Raw genomic sequence first — 19,826 nt, forward strand, 5'->3', positions numbered from 1 at the left:
TCGACCCCCACGCCGGCCACATCCTCACCAACCGAGGGACGCCGACCACTTGGAGTGAACTCACGACAAGTCGTGTGTCACTACATACCGTCTAGAGCGTGCCCCCTAGCGGGGTGCGAGGTGATGCCCCAGCAGCAGACCGAGCTGGTCCTGTGCCGCGGCGAAGGGTTCACTCGACTTGAGCGCGCGACTCTGGACGATCGCACCCTCGATGACCGACAAGAGCAGTCCCGACATCGAACGCGCGGTCGAGTTGTCGAGCCCGCTCCGAACCATGCCGCCGGAGAGCAATGCCGTCCACTCGGTGAACGCGTGTCCGGCGGCGGACTGGACCGCCGGATCGAGCTCGTCCAACGCCGCCGCCATCATGAACGAGCCCAGACGGTAGTCACTGGATTCGAGAGGATCACGCCAGAATGCGAGCAGGTCGTCCAACCATCGGTCGATCGACGGCGCGGTCGGCAGCCGTTCAGCCATCGCACTCAGATGCGAACCGACGACCCTCGACACGATCCGAGTGGCCGTCTCCACGACCTCACTCTTTCCGGCCGGGAAGTGCTGATACAGCGAGTTCCGCGACGTATTGCTGCGTTTGAGCAGCTCCGCCAGTCCGGCACCGTGCACCCCGAGCTCCTGCACCATGGCAATGGTGCTCGCGAGGAGTCGAGCGCGCGGGCGTGCTGTGGTCATTCGAGCCTCTTTCGGTTGTGTGGACCGATCGGTTCATGTTAGATCTGAAGCATGTGAACCGATCGGTCCACATGGAGAGGATGCCGTGCCCGCCCCCATCGCCACCGCACAGCCCGTCGCCCACGCAGCCCTTCTGGGCCTCGGCGTGTACCGGCCGCGACGTGTGGTCCCCAACTCCGAGATCGTCGACCGCATCGACTCCTCCGACGAATGGATCCGGACCCGTTCCGGAATCACGGCCCGTGGCTGGGCCGAGCCCGACGAGACCATCGTCTCGATGAGCGTGGCGGCCGCCCGCGACGCGCTCGCCGCCGCGGGTCTGGTGGCCGAGCAGATCGACGCGGTCGTGCTGGCCACCTCGTCGCAGATGGTGCTGGGGCCGTCGGCGGGGGCGGTGGTGGCGACGGAACTCGGTATGCACGACACCGCCGCCTACGACATCTCCGCCGGGTGCGCGGGCTTCTGCTACGCGCTCGGCAACGCCGCGGGTCTCGTCCGCGCAGGGCAGGCCCGCCATGTCCTGGTGATCGGTGTGGAACGGCTGTCCGACCTGCTCGATCCGACCGACCGGACGTGCGCGTTCATCTTCGCCGACGGTGCCGGCGCGGTCGTGGTGGGTCCGTCCGACGCCGAGGGAATCGGTCCGGTCGCGTGGGGTTCGGACGGAAGCCAGACCGCGGCGATCAAGCAGGACAAGGACTTCAAGCAGTACTTCGCCGAGGTCGAGGCAGCCGAAGCCGACGGGGGCCGCACCGAACGGCCGTACATCCGGATGAACGGTCAGGCCGTGTTCCGTTGGGCGGTCACCTTCCTGGAGAAGGCGTGCCGCGACGCACTGGAGAAGTCCGGTGTCGCGGCCGACGACCTGGACGCCTTCGTGCCGCACCAGGCCAACAGTCGCATTACCGACGCACTGATCCGGACACTGGGACTACCCGATACCGTCGCGGTCGCTCGGGACATTGCCGAAACCGGCAACACCAGCGCGGCGTCGATCCCGATGGCCATGGAACAGCTTCTGCGTTCCGGCCAGGCCCGCCGCGGCGACACGGCGCTGCTGCTCGGCTTCGGCGCCGGACTGGCCTATGCCGGACAGGTCGTCCAACTACCCCCGATCGCGACCGGTGACGGGCTCGGATAGCGTCCCAGTCGCCCCGGACAAGGCCGGATGCGGTGCTCGGGGATCAAAAACGGGAACAGCGCGCCCTCAGGTCGGCGGCACCAGGTGCGCACCGATCACCCGCCCGACGAGACCCTCGAGCACGGCATCGCCGGCGACCAGTTGCAGACTCCGGTTCGCCACGAGGACAGCGGTTCCGTGCAGGGACACCCAGATGGCAAGTGCGCGATCGCCCGCGTCGGTGTCGTTCGACGCGTCCTCGACGAGCCCGTGCAGTGCGGCGAAGAGTGGCAGGGTCGTCGCGCGCAGGTTCTCCCCGGCACCCTCGAGCAGGTCGTGCCGGAACATGAGCTCGAACATCGCCGGCCGGTCGCGGGCGAACTCGACGTAGGCGATCCCGAGCGCGACGAGTCGATCTCGCGCAGGGACACTGGATCCGTCGAGCGACGGGCGCAGCCGCACCGCGAGGTCCGAGAATCCCTCGACAGCGATCGCGGCGAGCAGAGCGTTGTGCGTCGGGAAGTAGCGCCGCGGCGCTCCGTGTGACACCCCGGCCCGCCGGGTGATCGCCCGCAGGCTGACGCCGGACGCCCCCGCCGCCTCGAGCAATTCGACACCGGCAGACACCAACTCGTCACGCAGCGAACGCACCGTCTCCATGTAGACAGTGTCTACCATCGCGCTACGATCAAGCGGGTAGACACTGTCTACTCGAGTGCGGGCCGGAAAACAGGAGGCTGCTGTGTGGTATCGACTGTTCAAATACGTGCTGATCGGACCCGTTCTCCGGGTCCTCGGTCGGCCGACGATCGAGGGCGCGGAGCACATCCCGACGAGCGGTCCGGTGATCCTCGCGGGCAACCATCTCGCGGCCGTGGACTCCTTCTTCCTGGTGCTGATGGTCCGGCGCCGCATCACTTTCGTGGCGAAGCGCGAGTACTTCACGGGCACGGGGATCAAGGGCAGGTTTCTCCGTTGGTTCTTCACCGCATCCGGGCAGGTCCCGATCGACCGTGGCGGTGCCGACGCCGCCGCGAGCGCGCTGCGGGCCGCGCGCGACATCCTCGAGTCCGGTGGCGTGTGGGGCATCTACCCGGAAGGGACCCGGTCGCCCGACGGACGGCTGTATCGCGGGAAGACCGGCGTGATGCGCGTTGCGCTGGCCACCGGTGCGCCGGTCGTTCCGGTCGTCGTCCGTGGGACCGACACGGTCAACCCGCCCGGCACCCGCGCGTGGCGGCCCGGCCGAGTGCGGATCACGATCTGCCCACCGGTCGATTTGTCTCGCCAGCACGGCGGGCTCGGCCCCACCGACGGGTCACCCCACCCGGCGCGGTCCGCCACGGACGAGTTGATGCGCGTCCTGCACCGCCACTCGGGCCAGGAGTACGTCGAGATGTACGCCGCGGACTACAAGCGTTCCGATCGGGTCACGACGCCGCCCGAACAGTGATCCTGACGTTCTTCATGAGCGGCTGGTCACTCTGCGTGCTGTAGTCACCGATGGCGCACAGCACGTTCATCTCGGGCATGTACCCGGCCGCGCTGCCACGAGGGACGTCGTACGGAATGGCGGTGTAGCCGTGCAGGGAGCGCGTGCTGCCGTCGCGGGCGATGCTGGTGATGTCGACATCGTCGAACTTGCCGATACCGCGCTCGCGCATGTCGTCGGCGTTCATGAAGATCAGCGTGCGCAGGTTCTTCACACCACGGTAGCGATCGTTGTCGGAATAGATGGTGGTGTTCCACTGGTCGTGCGAGCGCATCGTGCAGAGGACCAGCCGGTCCTCGGCGGGGACGACATCCGGCAGTGTGGCGGTGGAGAATTCGGCCCGCCCGGAGGGGGTGTCGAAGACCAGTTCGCGGGCGGGTTGGCGGATGCGGAAGCCCAGGGGCAGGCGCACTCGTCGATTGAAGTCCTCGAATCCGTCGAGCACGTGGGACATGGTGTCGCGGATCCGGTCGTAGTCCTCGACGTACCGCTCCCACGGCGTGGCGCTGTCGGGCAGGGCGGCGCGGGCGATGCCCGCGACGATAGCCGGCTCGGACAACAGGTGCGGGGACGCGGGCCGCTTCATCCCGATCGACAGGTGCACCATGCTCATCGAGTCCTCCACCGACGTCGCCTGGACACCGGCGCGCTGCTGGTCCTTCTCGGTGCGACCGAAGCAGGGCAGGATCAGCGCATCGCGGCCGTGGACCAGGTGGCTGCGGTTGAGTTTCGTGCTCACGTGCACGGTCAGTCGGCACTTCTGCAGCGCCGCGAAGGTGTACGGGGTGTCGGGAGCGGCCAGCGCGAAGTTCCCGCCCATGCCGACGAAGACCAACACGTCGCCGCGGTGCATGGCTTCGATGGTGCCGACGGTGTCCAGTCCGTGGCGTCGGGGCGGGTCGATCTCGCAGACCGCGGCGAGCCGGTCGAGGAACTCCCCCGTCGGACGATGATCGATACCGCAGGTCCGGTTGCCCTGGACGTTGCTGTGACCCCGAACCGGTGAGGGCCCGGCGCCTTCCCTGCCGAGGTTTCCACGCAGCAGCAGCAGGTTGACGATCTCGCGGGCGGTGTCGACGCCGTGATCGTGCTGGGTGACGCCCAGGCACCAACTGAAGATGCTGCGGTCGGCCTCGCAGTAGACCAGCGCCGCCTTGCGGATATCGGCGCGAGCGACCCCGGACTGGTGCTCGATCTCCTCCCACGACGTCGCCTCGCACAGGGCCCGGTACTCCGCGAACCCGGAGGTGTGGCGCTCGATGAACTCGGTGTCGAGAGCTTTCGGGTCGGTGCGGGCCTCGTCCAGGACGACCTTCGCCATCCCACGGAGCAGCGCCATGTCGCCGCCGATGCGTGGCTGCAGGTTCAAGGTGCTGGTGGGGGTTGATCGGAAGGAAGCCATGGCCAGGAACTCGTGCGGAATGATCGCGCGCCGGGCCGCGGCCTCGATCAGCGGGTTGATGTGCACGATCTGAGCGCCCCGCTTGTAGGCCTCGACAAGTGAAGTCAGCATTCTCGGCGCATTGGAGGCCGCGTTGACGCCCATGACGAACAGCGCGTCCGTGACCTCCCAATCCTTCAGGTCCACCGTTCCCTTGCCCGTGCCGAGGGACGCTTGCAGGGCGCGGCCGCTCGCCTCGTGACACATGTTGGAGCAGTCGGGCAGGTTGTTCGTGCCGAGTTCGCGGGCCAGGAGTTGATACAGGAACGTTGCCTCGTTGCCGAGCCTGCCCGAGGTGTAGAAGGCCGCCTGATCGGGGTCGTCGAGTTCACGCAGGGCCCGGCCGACGAGGTCGAAGGCATCCGGCCAGCTGATCGGAACGTAGCGGTCGGTGTCCGGGTCGTACCGCATCGGCTCGGTCAGACGGCCCTGATCCTCGAGAGCGGCGTCGCTCCACCGCGACAGCTCGCCGACGGTATGCGCCGCGAAGAAGTCTCTGCCGACTCGTTTGTGGGTCATCTCCCAGGTGACGTGTTTGATCCCGTTCTCGCAGATGTCCAGGTGCAGGCCCTTGAGATCGTCCGGCCAGGCGCATCCCGGGCAGTCGAAGCCGCGGCCCTCGTGATTCATCCGCATGATGCCTCGCGGCCCGTCGAGGAACTCACCTTCTCGGGCGAGCACGCGGCCCACGCTCTTGGCGGCGCCCCAGCCGGCGGCCGGGTGGTGGTACGGCCGGACCCGGAAGGGGGCTGATTCGCCACTGCTGCCGGCTGTCGGGTCGGTCTTCTCGTTCTCGGATTCCGCGCTCATGATCGGTACGCTCCTGACGCGAACGGATCGGTCGAGGTTCGGTGACTACTCACGAAGAGCCGGATGGCACGCCAGGACGGTGCCAGCGGCGGATGCCGAGGAGTCTATCCCGAAGGCCGCCCGCCCGGACCCGATCCGACCGCGCAGGGCTCCTCGCCGAGACGATCTCCGCGACCGGCTAGCGCTCGACGGGGACGTCCGGCTTCGATTCGTCCTCGGAAAGTTCGTGATCCGAGATCCCGAGATCGTCGTACGGGCTCAGGGACACGAGGAGAAGGTAGATCAGTGCGGCCGCAAGGGGCTGCAGGATGAGCACGATCGGCGTCACCAGCCCCGGTGCCGCGGCGACGACGTCACCGACGGTCGGGGAATCGACGTCCGGGAAGCGCAGCTGCGCGACACCCATGCCCACGAGCGCCGCGACGCCCGCGCCCAGCCCGGAACCTCCCACCAACGCGGCCAGCGCGGCCGGACCCCGGGAGCGGCGCATCCCCCACACCGCGACGGCCGACAACACCCCGAGAACCAAGCCGATTCCGGCGAAGATCGCGATCGCGTCGAAGCGGTGCAGGCTCTCCGTGGTGAGCACCACGCCCCGGTCCTCGGCGACGACGAGCATCCGGACGGGCGGCGCCAGGAACGCCCACACGACACCTGCCGCGGCGCCGAGGATGGCGAGCCACCACACGATCCGCAGGGCTGCGCGCGGACGCGGGCGTCGAGATGTCGTCACATCGTGCGACGTTACCTGCGTCCGAGAAGAGCGGAGTCGAGGACGCCGTGGCGCGAGCACTTCGCCCACCACCCGTCCGGGCTGACCTGGACGATCATCCGTCGACCGCACTGCTCACAGAATCGCGGCGGCTCGAGCCCCAGTTGTGCCGCCGCGGGCACCTCGTCATCGACACCGACGACGATTCGGTGCCCGGTGAACGGGTTGTAGCGCTCGTCGCCCATCGCACCGGCCTCGCTCACAACGTCAGAGGGTGGCATTGAGTGCCTTGATCGGCATCTCGAGATCCACCAGCAGATCCAGATCGCTCTCGGCGGGGCGGCCGAGGGTCGTCAGGTAGTTGCCGACGATGACGGCGTTGATTCCGCCGAGCATGCCCTGCTTGGCCCCGAGGTCACCGAGAGTGATCTCACGTCCACCGGCGAACCGGAGGATCGTCCGCGGCAGCGCGAGACGGAAGGCGGCGACGGACTTGAGGGCCTCGCTCGCCGGCAGCACATCCAGATCCCCGAAGGGCGTGCCGGGACGCGGGTTGAAGAAGTTCAGCGGCACCTCGTCGGGTTCGAGGGCGGCGAGGTTGGCCGCGAACTCGGCACGCTGCTCGACGCTCTCCCCCATGCCGAGGATGCCGCCGCAGCACACCTCCATGCCCGCCTCGCGCACCATCCGCAGCGTGTCCCAGCGCTCGTCCCACGTGTGGGTGGTGACGACGTTCGGGAAGTAGGACTCGGCGGTCTCGAGATTGTGGTTGTAGCGGTGCACACCCATGGCCGCGAGCTGATCGACCTGCTCCTGGGTGAGCATGCCGAGCGAGCACGCGATCTGGATGTCGACCTCGTTGCGGATCGCCTCGATCCCGGCGGCGAGCTGGGCCAGCAGCTTCTCGTCGGGCCCGCGAACCGCCGCCACGATGCAGAACTCGGTGGCACCGGTCTTGGCGGTCTGCTTCGCCGCCTCGACCAGGCTGGGGATATCCAGCCACGCGGACCGCACCGGGGACTGGAACAGACCGGACTGCGAACAGAAGTGGCAGTCCTCGGGGCACCCACCGGTCTTGAGGCTGATGATTCCCTCGACCTCGACCTCGGGACCGCACCACTTCATCCGCACGTCGTGCGCCAGGGCCAGCAGCTCCTCGAGCCGGTCGTCGCCCAGCCGAAGCACCTCGAGCACCTGGTCCTGCGACAGCGCTTCGCCGCGCTCGAGCACCTGATCACGGGCGGTGGCGAGAATGTCGGTCCGCTCGGGGGCCTGGGTCACTGCAACTCCTCGGGTTCGAACAGCCCGCAGGAGCGGGCCGGACGGATACAGCAACATGATCGACGTCACGAATTGAACGCCGTACAAGTTGAACGGCGTTCACGTTAGAGCTGCGGTCGATTAGTGTCAAAGGAAACCCGCTCGAACGGCCGATCGAAGTAGGAGAAGTCAGTGCAGCTACGACGCGGCGACGTCCTCGACGGCGCCATGGCGATCCTCGACGAGTACGGCCTCGCCGACCTCACGATGCGCCGACTCGCGACCTCGCTCGGCGTCCAGCCCGGCGCGCTCTACTGGCACTTCCCCAACAAGCAGACCCTCCTCGGGGCGATGGCGGACCGCATCCTCGAGGACGTCGACGCGCCGGTGTCGTCGACGCAGTGGGACGACGGCATCGCGGAGTTGGCCCACCGCCTGCGCAGCGCGCTGCTCGCCCACCGCGACGGCGCCGAACTGGTGGCCGCGACCTACGCGTCGCGGATGACGTCGAACCTGGCCCGCGAGAGCTTCGTCGGTGCCGGGATCCGCGCCGGCCTGCCCCGTCCGTACGCCGAGCTCGCCGCCTACACGCTGCTGTACTTCGTGCTCGGACACACCGTCGACGAGCAGTCCCGCGAACAGTTGGAGGCGATGGGCGCACTCACTCGGTCCCCCGCCTCGCCCGACACCGAGACGGGCGCCGACCTCGGCTCCGACGACGAACTCCTCGACGGCGATCCGGCCGTCCGCTTCGACTTCGGTCTCGGCCTGTTCATCGACGGCGTCCGGGCTCGACTCGGCGAGCCTGCGGCCCGCGCCTGACCGCCCGCGCCCGCCCCTACATTCGGAAAAAATCGCAATTCCGTCTGCGCCCGAGTTCCTTTCACCGCCGAATGGCGAGGGCGGCGCCCTGCGGCCCGTTACTGTCGCCGATCATGAGTTCAGTCGAACGGTTCCAGACTCGCACCGCGGTGCGCCGGGCCGCGATGCATGTCGGTCTGACCATCGCGGGAGGGCTTTCCCCCTTGCTGCTCGCCGGTTGCACGTCGGGAGGCCCGACCCCTGCACCCTCTGCGAGCGAGACGGAATCGGCGGCCGTCGACACGACCACAGGATCAGACGGATGTGATGTGGTGCCGAAGCAGCGCGACGAGCTGTACGGAAAGGAATGGCTTCTCGCTTACAAGCAGGAGCCGTCCTCGGGTGTGTCCCTCCGGCGCTGCCACTACTCGAGGAGTGCACAGGACAGAACCGATCTCGTACACCCGGCATCGGGCATCGCCGATGCCGACGAGGTACAGGAGATCATTCTGTCGCTGCCCGATTCGACCGACGTGGGCCACCGATGCGGCCCCGGGGGTGATTACCTGTTTATCTACACCTTCGACGAATACACCGTGCTCGACGAGTCCGGAACGCCGGTGGCGACGTTCCGGACAAGCGAGAACGACCCCTGCGGAATCAACAACGTGATCCCCTCCGCATGACGCCGTGGCCCGACGGCGCGCATCACCGCGGAATCCACAGCGCACGTGCAGTTTCGGACTTCGATGCCGATCGCGGCGCGAGAGCGAGCGTGCAGACGAAGGTCACGGCCGCGAAACCGACTGCGACACCGGGCATCACAATCGACGCCTCACCTGCAGACGTGGACAGCACCCACATCGAGGACATCGACATCAGCAGGAATACCGCGGCCGCAGAACACGACGCGAAGCGCGCCCGCCGACCGCCGCCACGACCACACCTCCGCACACCGCACCCGAGCCGATCGCGATCGACATCTCCCGCCCCACCCATTCCCCCATGTGGTCATGCGTACCACAGGAGGCGTCGTCGAACCCTTCACGGGTGAAACGTCTTCGGCACGGCGAAGGTTGCTCGTTCATCTCGGATCGCGCTCTTCACCGCTGAACCGCGTCGACGACTACTAGCGTCGGGGACATGGGACAGCCTGCCGTCACCGGGCGTCTGGTCTCGATCAATGTGGGAATGCCGCAGGACGTGCCCTGGCGCGGTAAAACCGTTCATACCGGAATCTGGAAGTCACCGGTGTCCGGACCGGTCAGGGTTCGACGCCTCAACGTCGACGGGGACGGCCAGGGCGACCTGGCCGGGCACGGCGGTGAGATGCGCGCGGTCATGGTGTATCAACTCGACTCGTACGCTCACTGGGAGCAGGAGTTCGGGCGCGACGACCTCGTCCACGGTCAGTTCGGTGAGAATTTCACCGTCGACGGCCTCGCCGACCACGACGTCTGCATCGGCGACCGCTATCGCATCGGTGAGGCTGTCTTCGAGGTCACCCAGCCGCGAGTCACCTGCTATCGGGTCGGGCTGCGGATGAACGAGCCGCGGATGGCCGCACTCCTCGTCGCGCATCGCCGGCCCGGCTTCTACCTTCGCGTCATCGAGGAAGGGACCGTGCAGGCCGGACAGGACATCGTCAAGATCGCCGACGGCCCCGAATCCCTCACGGTGGTCGACGCGGATCGCCTGCTGTACACCGCGGACCATCCCCGGGAACAGCTCGAGCAGGCGCTCCGGATCGAGGCTCTGAGCCCGGGCTGGCAGACCTCGTTCCGTTCACTTCTCCGACAGGCCGACCGTCCCGGCGGCGGCAACGTCGGGCTCAGTCCCGCCGCGGCCGGACCACCGCCCGCCTGGCCGGGTTTCCGCGGTCTGCGCGTCACCGACATCCGTCAGGAGACCCACAGCGTGTTCTCCATCGTGCTCGCCGACCCGAACGGCTCCGACCTTCCCGCCGCACGGCCCGGGCAGTACCTCACCGTGAAGATCGCGTCCGATGACGGCGAATCGGCGCTGGTGCGGAGCTACTCCCTGTCCGGCGAGCCCGGCGCTCCCACCTATCGGATCAGCATCAAGGTCGAGCCCCGCGGTGTGGTCGGCAACAAGCTGCACGACGCACTGCAGGTCGGCGACGACCTCGCCTCCGCTGCACCACGAGGAACGTTCTTCCTGGCCGATGGGCAGACTCCCGTACTGCTCGTGTCCGCCGGGGTCGGGATCACCCCGGTGCTGGCGATGCTGCGTGCACTCGCAGACGAGGAATCCGGCCGCGAGGTGTGGTGGGTGCACGGCACCCGCAGCCGCGACGAACACGCGTTCGCGACCGAGGTGCGGCAGCAGCTGAACCACCTGCCCCACAGCCACTTCCACGTCTGCTACAGCAGGCCCGCAGCCACCGACCGCCCCGGAATCGACTTCACGGACACCGGGCACATCGACGCCGAACTGCTCACCCGAATCGATCCCCCACGCGATGCCACCGCCTACCTGTGCGGACCCACCGCATTCATGAACGATGTAACCGGCGCCCTTGTCGGTCTGGGCCTCGGTCCGGAGCGGATACGCACCGAGATCTTCGGCGCGGGCCCGGGTATCACCCCCGGCATCGCGGCAACCCCGTCTGCGCCACCGCACGCTCCGCCGGGACCGCCGACGCAGGGACTCGCAGTGTCCTTCGCCCGCAGTGGCCTCACGGTGCCGTTCGACTCCACCGGGTACGCGAGCATCCTCGAACTCGCCGAGGCCTGCGACGTCCCCGTTCGCTGGTCGTGCCGCACCGGCGTGTGTCACACCTGCGAGACCGCGATCATGAACGGCGACGTCGACTACGACCCGGATCCGGTGGACCCGCCCGGTTCCGGCGACGTTCTGATCTGCTGCTCGACGCCCCGCGACGACGTCGTCATCGACCTCTGACCCGGACGATCCGCTCGATGCGGACACGACATCCGTCGAACGTCCGGCGTCCGTGCGGCAATGGTGGCAGGCTCACGGTCATGGGTGACACATCGAACATCGGACCGGTCGAACTGGTCGTACTGGCATTCCCCGGCGCTCGCGTCGACGACGCCACGGTCGCTGCGCTGCAGGACGTCGTCGACCGCGGCTACGTGACGCTGCTCGATCTCGTCTACCTCGCCAAGGACGCCGACGGGAACGTCACCCAGGTGGACGTCGACGAGGACCTCGACGACGTCGGCCTGGCAATCCTGTCGATCGAGGCGAAGTCGCTCATCAGCGACGAGGACCTCGACGTCGTACGCGATTCACTCGAACCCGGCAGCTCCGCGGCGATCATCGTCTACGAGGAGACGTGGGCGCGACAACTCGCGTCGACGGTCCGCGGCGCCGGCGGCGAGGTCGCACTGCACGTCCAGATTCCCCGCGACGCGGTGATCTCCGCGGTCGAAGCAGCACTCTAGGAACAGGAGAGCCACATGGTATTTCGAGCCGGCCGCAGGGGTCGTCCCGGATTGCTCGGCACCGTCGCGCGCACCGCGGTCATCGCGGGCACGGCGCAGGCCACGTCCAACGCCGTGAACCGCCGCGGACAGCAGCGGGCCGCGGAGCAGCAGGCATACGCCGAACAGCAGGCCGCGGCACAGCAGGTGGCCGCCGTCCAGCCCGCGCCCCCGCCACCGCCCGCCGCGCCGTCGGGTGACGACCTGGTCTCCAAGCTGCAGCAACTCGGTCAGCTGCACCAGTCCGGTGTGCTGTCGGACGACGAGTTCGCCGCGGCGAAGGCACAGCTCCTCGCCTGAAAGATCCGACGAAACAACTGAATTCGTGTCGATGGCCTGACGAGAGGATGTCCACATGACGGAGAACGAGGGTGCCGCCCCTGCAATCGCCGCAGCCAATGCCCGGGCGTCGGCGGCGCTCCCGTTCTCCGACGATGCGGACGTCGCGGACGCGGACCGCGGCTTCGTCGCTGCGCTGAGTCCCGGTGTGGTCACGGCACCCGACGGAGCCGTGGTGTGGGACAACGATTCCTACGCTTTCCTCGCCGAGTCCTGCCCTCCGACCGTCAATCCGAGCCTGTGGCGGCAGTCGGGGCTGGTCGCGCGGCAGGGCCTGTTCGAGGTCGCCGAGCGGATCTACCAGATTCGCGGCCTCGACCTGTCGAACATGACACTGATCGAGGGCGAGACCGGCGTCATCGTCATCGACCCGTTGATCTCGGCGGAGACGGCCGCGGCCGGACTCGCGCTCTACCGTGAGCACCGCGGTCACCGGCCGGTGACCGCGGTGATCTACACGCACTCCCACATCGACCACTTCGGTGGGGTCAAGGGCGTCACCACCGAGGAGGACGTCGCGGCGGGGCGCTGCGCGATCATCGCGCCTGTCGGCTTCGTCGAGCACGCCGTCGAGGAGAACGTCTTCGCCGGCACCGCCATGGCACGCCGGGCCGCGTACATGTACGGCGCCGCACTGCCGCGTGGACCCCACGGCGCCGTCGGGGCCGGGCTGGGGCAGACCACGTCGACGGGAACCCCGAGCCTGATCACTCCCACGCTCGACGTCACGGCGACCGGACAGATGGAAGACGTCGACGGGGTTCGAATCGAGTTCCAGATGACGCCGGGCACCGAAGCGCCGGCCGAGATGAACTTCCACTTCCCCGATCTGCGTGCACTGTGCATGGCCGAGAACGCAACCCACACGCTGCACAATCTGCTGACGCTGCGCGGCGCCCTGGTACGGGACCCGCACGTGTGGGCGAAGTACCTGACCGAGTCGATCAATCGGTACGCCGCACGCTCCGACGTCCTGTTCGCCTCCCACCACTGGCCCACCTGGGGGACGGCGCGGCTCACCGAGTTCCTCTCGCTGCAGCGCGACCTGTACGGCTACCTGCACGACCAGACTCTCCGACGAATCAACCAGGGCCACACGGGTATCGAGATAGCCGAGGAGATCGAGTTACCGCCCGCGCTGGTGAACGCCTGGCACACGCACGGCTACTACGGTTCGGTGAGCCACAACGTCAAGGCGATCTACCAGCGCTATATGGGCTGGTTCGACGGCAACCCGGCCCACCTGTGGGAACACCCGCCGGTGGAGTCCGCGCGGCGGCACGTCGAGTTCATGGGCGGGTCGGCCGAGGTGCTACGGAAAGCACGGGAGTCATACGCCGACGGCGACTTCCGCTGGGTCGCGCAGGTGGTGAACTACGTCGTCTTCGCCGAACCCGACAACGTGGAGGCGAAGGCCCTGCAGGCCGACACCTTCGAGCAGCTCGCGTACGGCGCCGAGAACGGGACATGGCGCAACTTCTATCTCACCGGAGCGTACGAACTACGCAACGGGCCCGTCGGAACCCCGACGGCGAGCGCCGCGCCCGACATCGCGGCCGCACTGTCGGTGGAGCAGGTGTTCGACGCGATCTCGCTGCGGATCGACGGGCCCAGGGCGTGGGCGGCGCACATCGTGATCGACTGGCGCATCACCGACGAGGACGTCGTGCACCGCACACAGCTGCGCAACGGCTTGCTGGTGCACTTCGACCTCGACGCCACCGTCAGGGACTGGCCGGCCCCGGACGCGACGTTCACCCTCACCCGGCCGATGCTGCTCGGCGCGTTGCTCGGTGGGGTGAACATGGGCGAGGCGATCGCCGACGGCCGGATCGCCGTCGAGGGTGACGTCGCCACCCTCGTGGAACTCGCGGGGTATGTCGACGAACCCGACCCGAACTTCGCGATCGTCACCCCCTGACGGAGGCCCCACCACGACCCGACGGGCGATCAGATCGGCGTCAGCCCCCACCGCGCGGCCGTTGCCGCGGCCGCCGTGCGGTTGGGCGCCGCGATCTTGCGCAGGATCCGCTCGAGATGCGTGGCCACCGTCGCGGGGCCGATCCGCAGCCGCGCGGCAATCGCACCGTTGGAGGCGCCCGTCGGCAGCAGCGCGAGCACCTCCGCCTCCCGCCCGGTCAGTTCCATCGGCGGGTTACCCGGGCGGCACGCGACCAGGGTGCCGCCGCGCCGGACCGGCTCCATTCGCACACACAGCACCGAGCCCGCACCGACGAAGACGAAGTCTGCGGCCCGTCCCGACGCCGCGACCGCGCCGGCCAGTCGACCCCCGGTCGTGCCAGGGCCGAACAGGACGACCGGGGCGTCACCGGTCAGCGCCCGTGCCGAGCCGTCGGCATCGACGACCAGCGCGGCGTCTCCGGGACCTACCCGCGGGGACGGGCCGGGCTGTGCCAACGGGTCGAGCGCCTCCGCCAGCACGTCGCTCAGCAAGGTGACCGTGACGACGGACTGCTGGTCGAATCGCTGTCCGTCGGTGGTACTCATGTTGAGCATCCCGATGTAGCGACCGTCCCGCGTGTGCAGGCACTGGCTCAGCCCGTCGCTGTAGTTGTGCGAGCGAATGACCCGATCGAACACCGGTCCCGAACGCATCGCCTCGGGGACGTCGAAGAGTCGCATGGGAAGTCGCGTGTCCCGCAACTGCCGGAAAAGTGGGTGCCGCGGCATGCAGTGGTTCACGACGTCGACGGAATCGGCGTGGTAGCCGAGGCTCGCGCTGGTCACGTGTGCGCCTGCGACAGGGTCCCACCACGACAGCACCGCGTGCCTGTACGGAACGGCGGCGGCGAGTTCGAACAGGACCCGACCGGTGGAGATACCAGGGGAACCCGCGTCGAGCGACCCCGAGGTCACGGCCGCCCGAAGGCACAGGGCCGCCCCCAACCGGTCAACCGTCGTGTCCATGGCGGCAGTATGCCCTACGTCACAGAAGACCCCGCCGCGTCCGTCGATCGACGGATCCCCGGACCGCACGGCGGACGTACGTTCGCTCCTCCATCGATCAACGAGCCACGGAGGATGCCATGGATATCGCCGACTATGCCGCGCGGGATGCGACCGAACTCGCGTCACTGATCGCAGCGGGAGAGGTGGGCGCCGCGGAGGTGCACGTCGCGGCCGCGGCCGCACTGGACCAGGTCGAGCCGCAACTGGGTGCGGTCGCCGGCGAGCGGTTCGCCCAGCCACTCGACCACGACGCGTCGGGACCGTTCCGGGGTGTGCCGTTCGCGATCAAGGACCTGATCACGCACGCCGCCGGGGTGCCACAGCGCAACGGCAGCAGACTGTTCGGGCCCGGGATCGAGCATCCCCACGACAACGACCTGATGACACGGTTCCGCCGCGCGGGCCTGGCCACGATGGCGGTGACCACCTCCCCCGAATTCGGCTTCAACGCCACCACCGAGGCGCTCGCCTACGGCGGGCCCACCCGCAATCCGTGGGATCCGACGCGCAGCCCTGGCGGATCGAGTGGCGGATCGGCGGCACTGGTGGCGGCGGGCGCGCTGCCGTTCGCCCACGCCAACGACGGCGGCGGCTCGATCCGCATCCCCGCCGCGGCGTGCGGACTCGTCGGCCTCAAGCCGAGCAGGGGCCGCACCACTGTCGGCCCCGACCACGGCGACCCGCTGCTCGGACTGGGCATCGAGTTCGCCGTCACGCGCACGGTGCGGGACTGCGCCGCGCTGTTCGACGCGGTGCACGGATCCGAACCCGGCGACAAGTACCTGTTCCCCGCGGAGGATGCGTCGTTCAGCGAACTGATCACCCGGGGCGTACGGCCGCTGCGGATCGCGTTCACCACCGTCCCGTACGACGCGAGCCGCACGGTCGATCCGGAGTGTGCACGGGCCGTGACCGACCTCGCCGCCCGACTCGCGGACCTGGGCCACCACGTCGAGGAGGCGGCGCCGCGCATCGACGCCGCGGCGTTCGACAAGGCGAACCTCGACGCGTGGTGCAGCTTCCTCGGCGACATCGTGACCACGGCCGCCGAGATGACGGGCACGGCTCCGGGCCGCGAGCACCTCGAGGCCACAACGCTGGCGTGCGCAGAGTACGGCGCCTCCCTGAGCGCGCGCGACATCTTCGCCGCCGAGCACCAGTTCAACGTCGCCCGCCGGGAGGTCGCGCGGTTCCTCACCGGGTACGACGTGTTCCTGACGCCGACCACCGCGCAGCCGAACGTCCCGCTCGGGCAGCTCGACGCCGACGACGCCTCCCTCGACGCCCGGGGTTGGTACGACAGGATCTTCGAGTACAGCGCGTTCACCGCACTGTTCAACGCGACCGGCAATCCGGCGATCTCGCTGCCGCTCGCCGAATCCGGCACGGGCTGGCCGATCGGACTTCAGTTCGTCGGCAGGTACGGCGACGAGGCCACCCTGTTGGCCCTCGCCGCGGATCTGGAACGGGCGATGCCCTGGTCGGCTCGACGCCCGGGGATCTACGCGCACTGACGGCGACCGCTCGGACCGGACCGAATCAGCCTCACACCACACCGTGACGGCGCTCGTTGACCAGGACACAGATGTCCTTGTCGGCGGCGGTCCGGTTCGCCGCCTCGAACTCGCCCGCGAGCAGCAGTTCACGTTCGCGGGCAGCGAGCGCCCGAATCGCGCGGTCGAGCTCGTCGTGCTCCATCGCCCACGCCGCCGCGTGCACGGGAGACGACCTCGCGCGTCGACGTTCGCCCCATTCCTTCCACGCGAACACGATGAGTGCCAGTATCGTCAGCAGGATCGGGATCATCGCGACGACCACCAGCCACGTCGGCGCTGCGACCAACTCCCCCGAGTACTCGCCCGGATACTCTCCCGGCCCCATGAATCCACCCCCACCACCATGACAATGCCGCGCGAACTACGCTGCGCCCGTCTGCGTATCGGATAATAGACCGGCTCCTCGACCGCGGGAGCGGCACCCGAAGATGGTCGAACCGGTATGCCGGCACCTCCGGTTCGCGCAGAATGGGAGTCGGCGTACACGCGGACGAACCCCGGGAGCGGTGCGATGATCCGACTACGGCTCGGCCAAGCATTGATGGTCACCGCGCTCGTCGCTGCGGTCGTTGCCACGGCGCCCGCCCATGCACAGCAACCGACCCCGGCAGCTGCGCCGGGCACGGTGACCGCTGTGACTCCCCTGCCGCCGTCGTTCTGGATCCCCGGCGCCGTCGACGGATCGAAGCTCACCTACTGGTCCACCGGCCCACTGAACCGGCCCGCGTTGAGTACCGGCGCGGTCTTCCTCCCACCCGGTGATCCACCCGCAGGTGGCTGGCCGGTGGTCTCATGGGCGCACGGCACCGTGGGCATCGCCGACAAGTGCGCTCCTACCGTGACCGGGACGGTCGGCAGTCCGTACCTCACGCACTGGCTCTCGCAGGGTTACGCGATCGTCGCGACCGACTACGTGGGGCTGGGCACGCCGGGAATCCACCCGTACCTGGACGGTCCGTCGGAGGCGCACAGCGTGGTCGACATGGTGCGCGCTGCGCGTGCGGTCGAACCGTCCCTGTCGTCGCGGTGGGTGGCACTGGGCCAGTCTCAGGGCGGCCAGTCCGCGATGGCCGCGGCGGCGATCGCGACACGCTACGCACCCGAACTGGACTACCGCGGGGCGGTCGCGACCGGGGCGCCGTCGAACCTGGAGAACCTGGCGCCGCTCGTTGGGCCGGGCTTCCCCCGATTGCCACTGACCGGCAGCACCGTGTTCGTCTCGTACATCCTGGCCGGACTCCGGGCGGCACGACCCGATCTCGACATCGATCGATACCTGACACCGCGCGGCATCGACGCCCTCGCCCGAGCCGAAACCGACTGCTACGAGGAAATGGCAACGGACCTGGACGACGTCACGATCGGCGATCTGGTGAACCGGCCGCTCGACGATCCCGCAGTGCTGGCCGCTGCTCGCGGCATGCTCGAGATCCCGACGACCGGCTACGACCGGCCCGTCTTCCTCGGGCAGGGGTTGACGGACGAGATGGTGCCGGCTCCGCTGGCGTTGAAGCTCGCGGCCGAACTCGCCGCCAACCGCCAACCGGTCACGTTCCGCACGTACCCGACGGGGCATATCGAGACGATGCGGGCTGCACTTCCCGAGAGCCTGTCCTTCGTCCGAAACCTGTTCGGGCCGTGAGTAGGTCGGATGCTCAGCGCGGGGCCAGGTTCGTCAGCGCCAGAGCAAGAATGCGCTCCATGTCTTCGACCCGATAACTCGCCTCGGGCTCGCAGGCTCGGTCAGCGACCAGGTGATTGGACATGGCCAGTCCGTGCAGCAGAACCCAGAGCATCGGACCGACGTCCCGAGCCTCGCCGGCGATGAGGGTGCCGCTCTGCTGCGCCTCGACGACCAGTTCCTGGAAGTACCGATTGAAGTCGTTGGCGGCATCTTCGAGCACCCGGCTCGGCTTGATCGCATAGTCGCCGCCGAACTCGAGTCGGTAGTGGTTCGGATGTTCCCAGGCGACTCGTACGTAGGCGAGGCAAGCACGGAACAGCGGGGCGGTGGCCGACGTGGTGTCCGCGACGGCACGCTGCATCTCTGCCTTCAGGAAGGCCAGGTTCTCGGCGGCCACCGAACTGAGGAGGTCGTCCTTGTCCTGGAAGTGCCGGTACGGAGCCGTCCGCGACACGTCGGCCGCGGCACCAACCGCCCGCAATGTGACGTGAGCCGGTCCACCCCGCGCCAAGAGTTCACTGGCCGCGGCGATCAGGGCACGGCGCGTGTCTCGGGTTCTTTCCTGCACGCCCAGAGAATAGGAGGAGGTTGACGCTGTCAACAAGTCGAGTTAAGTTGACGCCGTCAACTAGACGGTGGTGGTCGAACCGTCCGGTCGAGATGCCGAGCACGGTCGGCCCGACGCATGATCCGGGCCAACGCCGACCGGCTACTACGTTCGTCCGATACGGGGGCTCAATGACGTCCACATCGCAGGCAAATCCGCTCGACCTACTCCGCTCGGATGTTGCGACCTGGAATTCCCTACGGAGTTCCAGCGATTCAGAGACGGTCAGCCTCGTCGACGCCGACCTGGCGGGCGTGGGCCTGGCGGGCGCAAATCTGACGGGCATCGATCTCACCGGCGCAGACATGTCCGGAGCCGACCTCACGGATGCCGAACTCGCAGGCGCGAATCTGACTTCCGCCGAGTTTGTCGGCGCCAACCTGACGAGGGCCGATCTCACCGGCGCAATCGCGCATGACGCCAATTTCACCGGCGCGTATCTCACCCGGGCCAACCTGCGGGACGCCGACCTGACGATGGCCTATCTGACGAGAACCTACCTCGCACATGCAGATATCACCGGCGCGGACCTCTCCGGCGCGTACATGACCGGCGCATACCTCGGGGAGGCCGATCTGACGAGCGCCACCCTGATCGGCACCTATCTGGGCAAGGCCAACCTGACCGGCGCGAACCTCGTTGACGCTGTCCTGAACGGTGCCGATCTGACCGATGCGACCTTGCCGGACGGCACAGTGGCCGAGTGACGGCGGGCGTATCTTCCCCGTCGGCATCCTGAAGAGACCGTAGGACTCGAAAGAGTCCGTGACCTCGTTTCGTAGGCATGGCCGGCTGAATCTGTTGATCATCGGAAGTAGTGGTGAGCTCGGCCCACAAGGCGTGGACCGTCCTGGATATGGAACCCTCGCGAACC

General features: G+C 68.2%; 20 protein-coding genes. 11 read left to right on the plus strand and 9 right to left on the minus strand.

What is annotated here, in order from left to right:
- Window positions 1-105: 105 nt before the first annotated feature.
- Window positions 106-690, minus strand: a complete 585-nt coding sequence (locus J2X34_RS20545) for a TetR/AcrR family transcriptional regulator (protein WP_114724487.1) — start codon at window positions 688-690, stop codon at window positions 106-108.
- 85 nt (window positions 691-775) lie between these two features.
- Between J2X34_RS20545 and J2X34_RS20550 the strand changes: the two genes are divergently transcribed.
- Entirely contained in the window at window positions 776-1,831 is a 1,056-nt protein-coding gene (locus J2X34_RS20550) for a beta-ketoacyl-ACP synthase III (protein ID WP_429519470.1), read from the plus strand.
- Window positions 1,832-1,897: 66 nt separating this feature from the next.
- Here the strand turns inward: J2X34_RS20550 and J2X34_RS20555 are convergent, their stop codons facing one another.
- Window positions 1,898-2,488: a TetR/AcrR family transcriptional regulator gene (locus tag J2X34_RS20555; protein WP_429519472.1), complete on the minus strand. Its 591-nt coding sequence runs from the start codon at window positions 2,486-2,488 to the stop codon at window positions 1,898-1,900.
- 64 nt (window positions 2,489-2,552) lie between these two features.
- Between J2X34_RS20555 and J2X34_RS20560 the strand changes: the two genes are divergently transcribed.
- Window positions 2,553-3,263: a lysophospholipid acyltransferase family protein gene (locus J2X34_RS20560; RefSeq protein ID WP_429519474.1), complete on the plus strand. Its 711-nt coding sequence runs from the start codon at window positions 2,553-2,555 to the stop codon at window positions 3,261-3,263.
- On the opposite strand, the gene J2X34_RS20565 is transcribed toward J2X34_RS20560, so the two are convergent.
- The 4 genes from J2X34_RS20565 to bioB all read right to left on the minus strand — a co-directional run bounded on the left by J2X34_RS20565 (window position 3,241) and on the right by bioB (window position 7,546).
- Window positions 3,241-5,553 (minus strand): FdhF/YdeP family oxidoreductase, encoded by a 2,313-nt coding sequence (locus J2X34_RS20565; protein WP_429519476.1) that lies wholly within the window; start codon window positions 5,551-5,553, stop codon window positions 3,241-3,243. The two genes, J2X34_RS20560 and J2X34_RS20565, sit on opposite strands and share 23 nt — an antisense overlap.
- A gap of 178 nt (window positions 5,554-5,731) precedes the next feature.
- Window positions 5,732-6,286 (minus strand): DUF2567 domain-containing protein, encoded by a 555-nt coding sequence (locus J2X34_RS20570; protein ID WP_429519477.1) that lies wholly within the window; start codon window positions 6,284-6,286, stop codon window positions 5,732-5,734.
- Between the two features lie 11 nt (window positions 6,287-6,297).
- Window positions 6,298-6,546, minus strand: coding sequence for a hypothetical protein (locus J2X34_RS20575; RefSeq protein ID WP_114724492.1), 249 nt, complete (start codon window positions 6,544-6,546; stop codon window positions 6,298-6,300).
- Entirely contained in the window at window positions 6,533-7,546 is a 1,014-nt protein-coding gene (gene bioB / locus J2X34_RS20580) for a biotin synthase BioB (protein ID WP_429519484.1), read from the minus strand. The genes J2X34_RS20575 and bioB overlap by 14 nt, the downstream gene beginning before the upstream one ends.
- A gap of 171 nt (window positions 7,547-7,717) precedes the next feature.
- On the opposite strand from bioB, the gene J2X34_RS20585 reads away from it, so the two are divergent.
- The 6 genes from J2X34_RS20585 (at window position 7,718) to J2X34_RS20610 (ending at window position 14,056) form a co-directional block, all read left to right on the plus strand.
- Complete coding sequence (locus tag J2X34_RS20585) at window positions 7,718-8,347, plus strand: TetR/AcrR family transcriptional regulator C-terminal domain-containing protein (RefSeq protein ID WP_429519488.1); 630 nt, start codon at window positions 7,718-7,720, stop codon at window positions 8,345-8,347.
- Window positions 8,348-8,418: 71 nt separating this feature from the next.
- Window positions 8,419-9,012 carry a hypothetical protein gene (locus J2X34_RS20590; protein ID WP_429519491.1) on the plus strand — a complete coding sequence of 198 codons (594 nt, stop codon included), beginning with the start codon at window positions 8,419-8,421 and terminating at the stop codon, window positions 9,010-9,012.
- 457 nt (window positions 9,013-9,469) lie between these two features.
- Window positions 9,470-11,251: an MOSC domain-containing protein gene (locus J2X34_RS20595; protein ID WP_429519493.1), complete on the plus strand. Its 1,782-nt coding sequence runs from the start codon at window positions 9,470-9,472 to the stop codon at window positions 11,249-11,251.
- 80 nt (window positions 11,252-11,331) lie between these two features.
- Window positions 11,332-11,757, plus strand: coding sequence for a DUF6325 family protein (locus J2X34_RS20600; RefSeq protein WP_114724510.1), 426 nt, complete (start codon window positions 11,332-11,334; stop codon window positions 11,755-11,757).
- 15 nt (window positions 11,758-11,772) lie between these two features.
- A complete protein-coding gene (locus J2X34_RS20605) occupies window positions 11,773-12,096 on the plus strand; it encodes an SHOCT domain-containing protein (RefSeq protein ID WP_114724498.1) in 324 nt (107 codons plus the stop codon).
- A 55-nt stretch (window positions 12,097-12,151) separates the two neighbouring features.
- The gene (locus J2X34_RS20610) at window positions 12,152-14,056 is read left to right on the plus strand and encodes an alkyl/aryl-sulfatase (protein WP_429519500.1); all 1,905 of its coding nucleotides are present in this window, start codon (window positions 12,152-12,154) and stop codon (window positions 14,054-14,056) included.
- A gap of 29 nt (window positions 14,057-14,085) precedes the next feature.
- Here the strand turns inward: J2X34_RS20610 and J2X34_RS20615 are convergent, their stop codons facing one another.
- Window positions 14,086-15,063, minus strand: coding sequence for a helix-turn-helix transcriptional regulator (locus tag J2X34_RS20615; RefSeq protein ID WP_429519505.1), 978 nt, complete (start codon window positions 15,061-15,063; stop codon window positions 14,086-14,088).
- A gap of 119 nt (window positions 15,064-15,182) precedes the next feature.
- Between J2X34_RS20615 and J2X34_RS20620 the strand changes: the two genes are divergently transcribed.
- Entirely contained in the window at window positions 15,183-16,619 is a 1,437-nt protein-coding gene (locus J2X34_RS20620) for an amidase (protein ID WP_429519508.1), read from the plus strand.
- Between the two features lie 31 nt (window positions 16,620-16,650).
- On the opposite strand, the gene J2X34_RS20625 is transcribed toward J2X34_RS20620, so the two are convergent.
- On the minus strand, window positions 16,651-16,986 hold the full coding sequence (locus J2X34_RS20625) for a hypothetical protein (protein WP_429519512.1): 336 nt from the start codon (window positions 16,984-16,986) through the stop codon (window positions 16,651-16,653).
- Window positions 16,987-17,172: 186 nt separating this feature from the next.
- On the opposite strand from J2X34_RS20625, the gene J2X34_RS20630 reads away from it, so the two are divergent.
- Window positions 17,173-18,303 (plus strand): lipase family protein, encoded by a 1,131-nt coding sequence (locus J2X34_RS20630; RefSeq protein WP_429519516.1) that lies wholly within the window; start codon window positions 17,173-17,175, stop codon window positions 18,301-18,303.
- A gap of 13 nt (window positions 18,304-18,316) precedes the next feature.
- Here J2X34_RS20630 and J2X34_RS20635 read toward each other — a convergent pair whose 3' ends face one another.
- The gene (locus tag J2X34_RS20635; RefSeq protein ID WP_181818974.1) at window positions 18,317-18,913 is read right to left on the minus strand and encodes a TetR/AcrR family transcriptional regulator; all 597 of its coding nucleotides are present in this window, start codon (window positions 18,911-18,913) and stop codon (window positions 18,317-18,319) included.
- 170 nt (window positions 18,914-19,083) lie between these two features.
- Here J2X34_RS20635 and J2X34_RS20640 point away from each other — a divergent pair, with 170 nt between their 5' ends.
- Window positions 19,084-19,659, plus strand: a complete 576-nt coding sequence (locus J2X34_RS20640) for a pentapeptide repeat-containing protein (RefSeq protein ID WP_429519676.1) — start codon at window positions 19,084-19,086, stop codon at window positions 19,657-19,659.
- Window positions 19,660-19,826 lie beyond the last annotated feature (167 nt).

This window comes from Rhodococcus sp. BE178 (genome assembly GCF_050433545.1).
Classification (GTDB): Bacteria; Actinomycetota; Actinomycetes; order Mycobacteriales; family Mycobacteriaceae; genus Prescottella.

Excerpts from the sequence above, each read along its gene's own strand:
- J2X34_RS20545 (WP_114724487.1), bottom strand. The coding sequence starts at position 690 with ATGACCACAGCACGCCCGCGCGCTCGACTCCTCGCGAGCACCATTGCC.
- J2X34_RS20555 (WP_429519472.1), bottom strand. The coding sequence starts at position 2,488 with ATGGTAGACACTGTCTACATGGAGACGGTGCGTTCGCTGCGTGACGAG.
- J2X34_RS20565 (WP_429519476.1), bottom strand. The coding sequence starts at position 5,553 with ATGAGCGCGGAATCCGAGAACGAGAAGACCGACCCGACAGCCGGCAGC.
- J2X34_RS20575 (WP_114724492.1), bottom strand. The coding sequence starts at position 6,546 with ATGCCACCCTCTGACGTTGTGAGCGAGGCCGGTGCGATGGGCGACGAG.
- J2X34_RS20590 (WP_429519491.1), top strand. The coding sequence starts at position 8,419 with ATGGCGAGGGCGGCGCCCTGCGGCCCGTTACTGTCGCCGATCATGAGT.
- J2X34_RS20595 (WP_429519493.1), top strand. The coding sequence starts at position 9,470 with ATGGGACAGCCTGCCGTCACCGGGCGTCTGGTCTCGATCAATGTGGGA.
- J2X34_RS20600 (WP_114724510.1), top strand. The coding sequence starts at position 11,332 with ATGGGTGACACATCGAACATCGGACCGGTCGAACTGGTCGTACTGGCA.
- J2X34_RS20605 (WP_114724498.1), top strand. The coding sequence starts at position 11,773 with ATGGTATTTCGAGCCGGCCGCAGGGGTCGTCCCGGATTGCTCGGCACC.
- J2X34_RS20610 (WP_429519500.1), top strand. The coding sequence starts at position 12,152 with ATGACGGAGAACGAGGGTGCCGCCCCTGCAATCGCCGCAGCCAATGCC.
- J2X34_RS20615 (WP_429519505.1), bottom strand. The coding sequence starts at position 15,063 with ATGGACACGACGGTTGACCGGTTGGGGGCGGCCCTGTGCCTTCGGGCG.
- J2X34_RS20620 (WP_429519508.1), top strand. The coding sequence starts at position 15,183 with ATGGATATCGCCGACTATGCCGCGCGGGATGCGACCGAACTCGCGTCA.
- J2X34_RS20625 (WP_429519512.1), bottom strand. The coding sequence starts at position 16,986 with ATGGGGCCGGGAGAGTATCCGGGCGAGTACTCGGGGGAGTTGGTCGCA.
- J2X34_RS20630 (WP_429519516.1), top strand. The coding sequence starts at position 17,173 with ATGATCCGACTACGGCTCGGCCAAGCATTGATGGTCACCGCGCTCGTC.
- J2X34_RS20640 (WP_429519676.1), top strand. The coding sequence starts at position 19,084 with ATGACGTCCACATCGCAGGCAAATCCGCTCGACCTACTCCGCTCGGAT.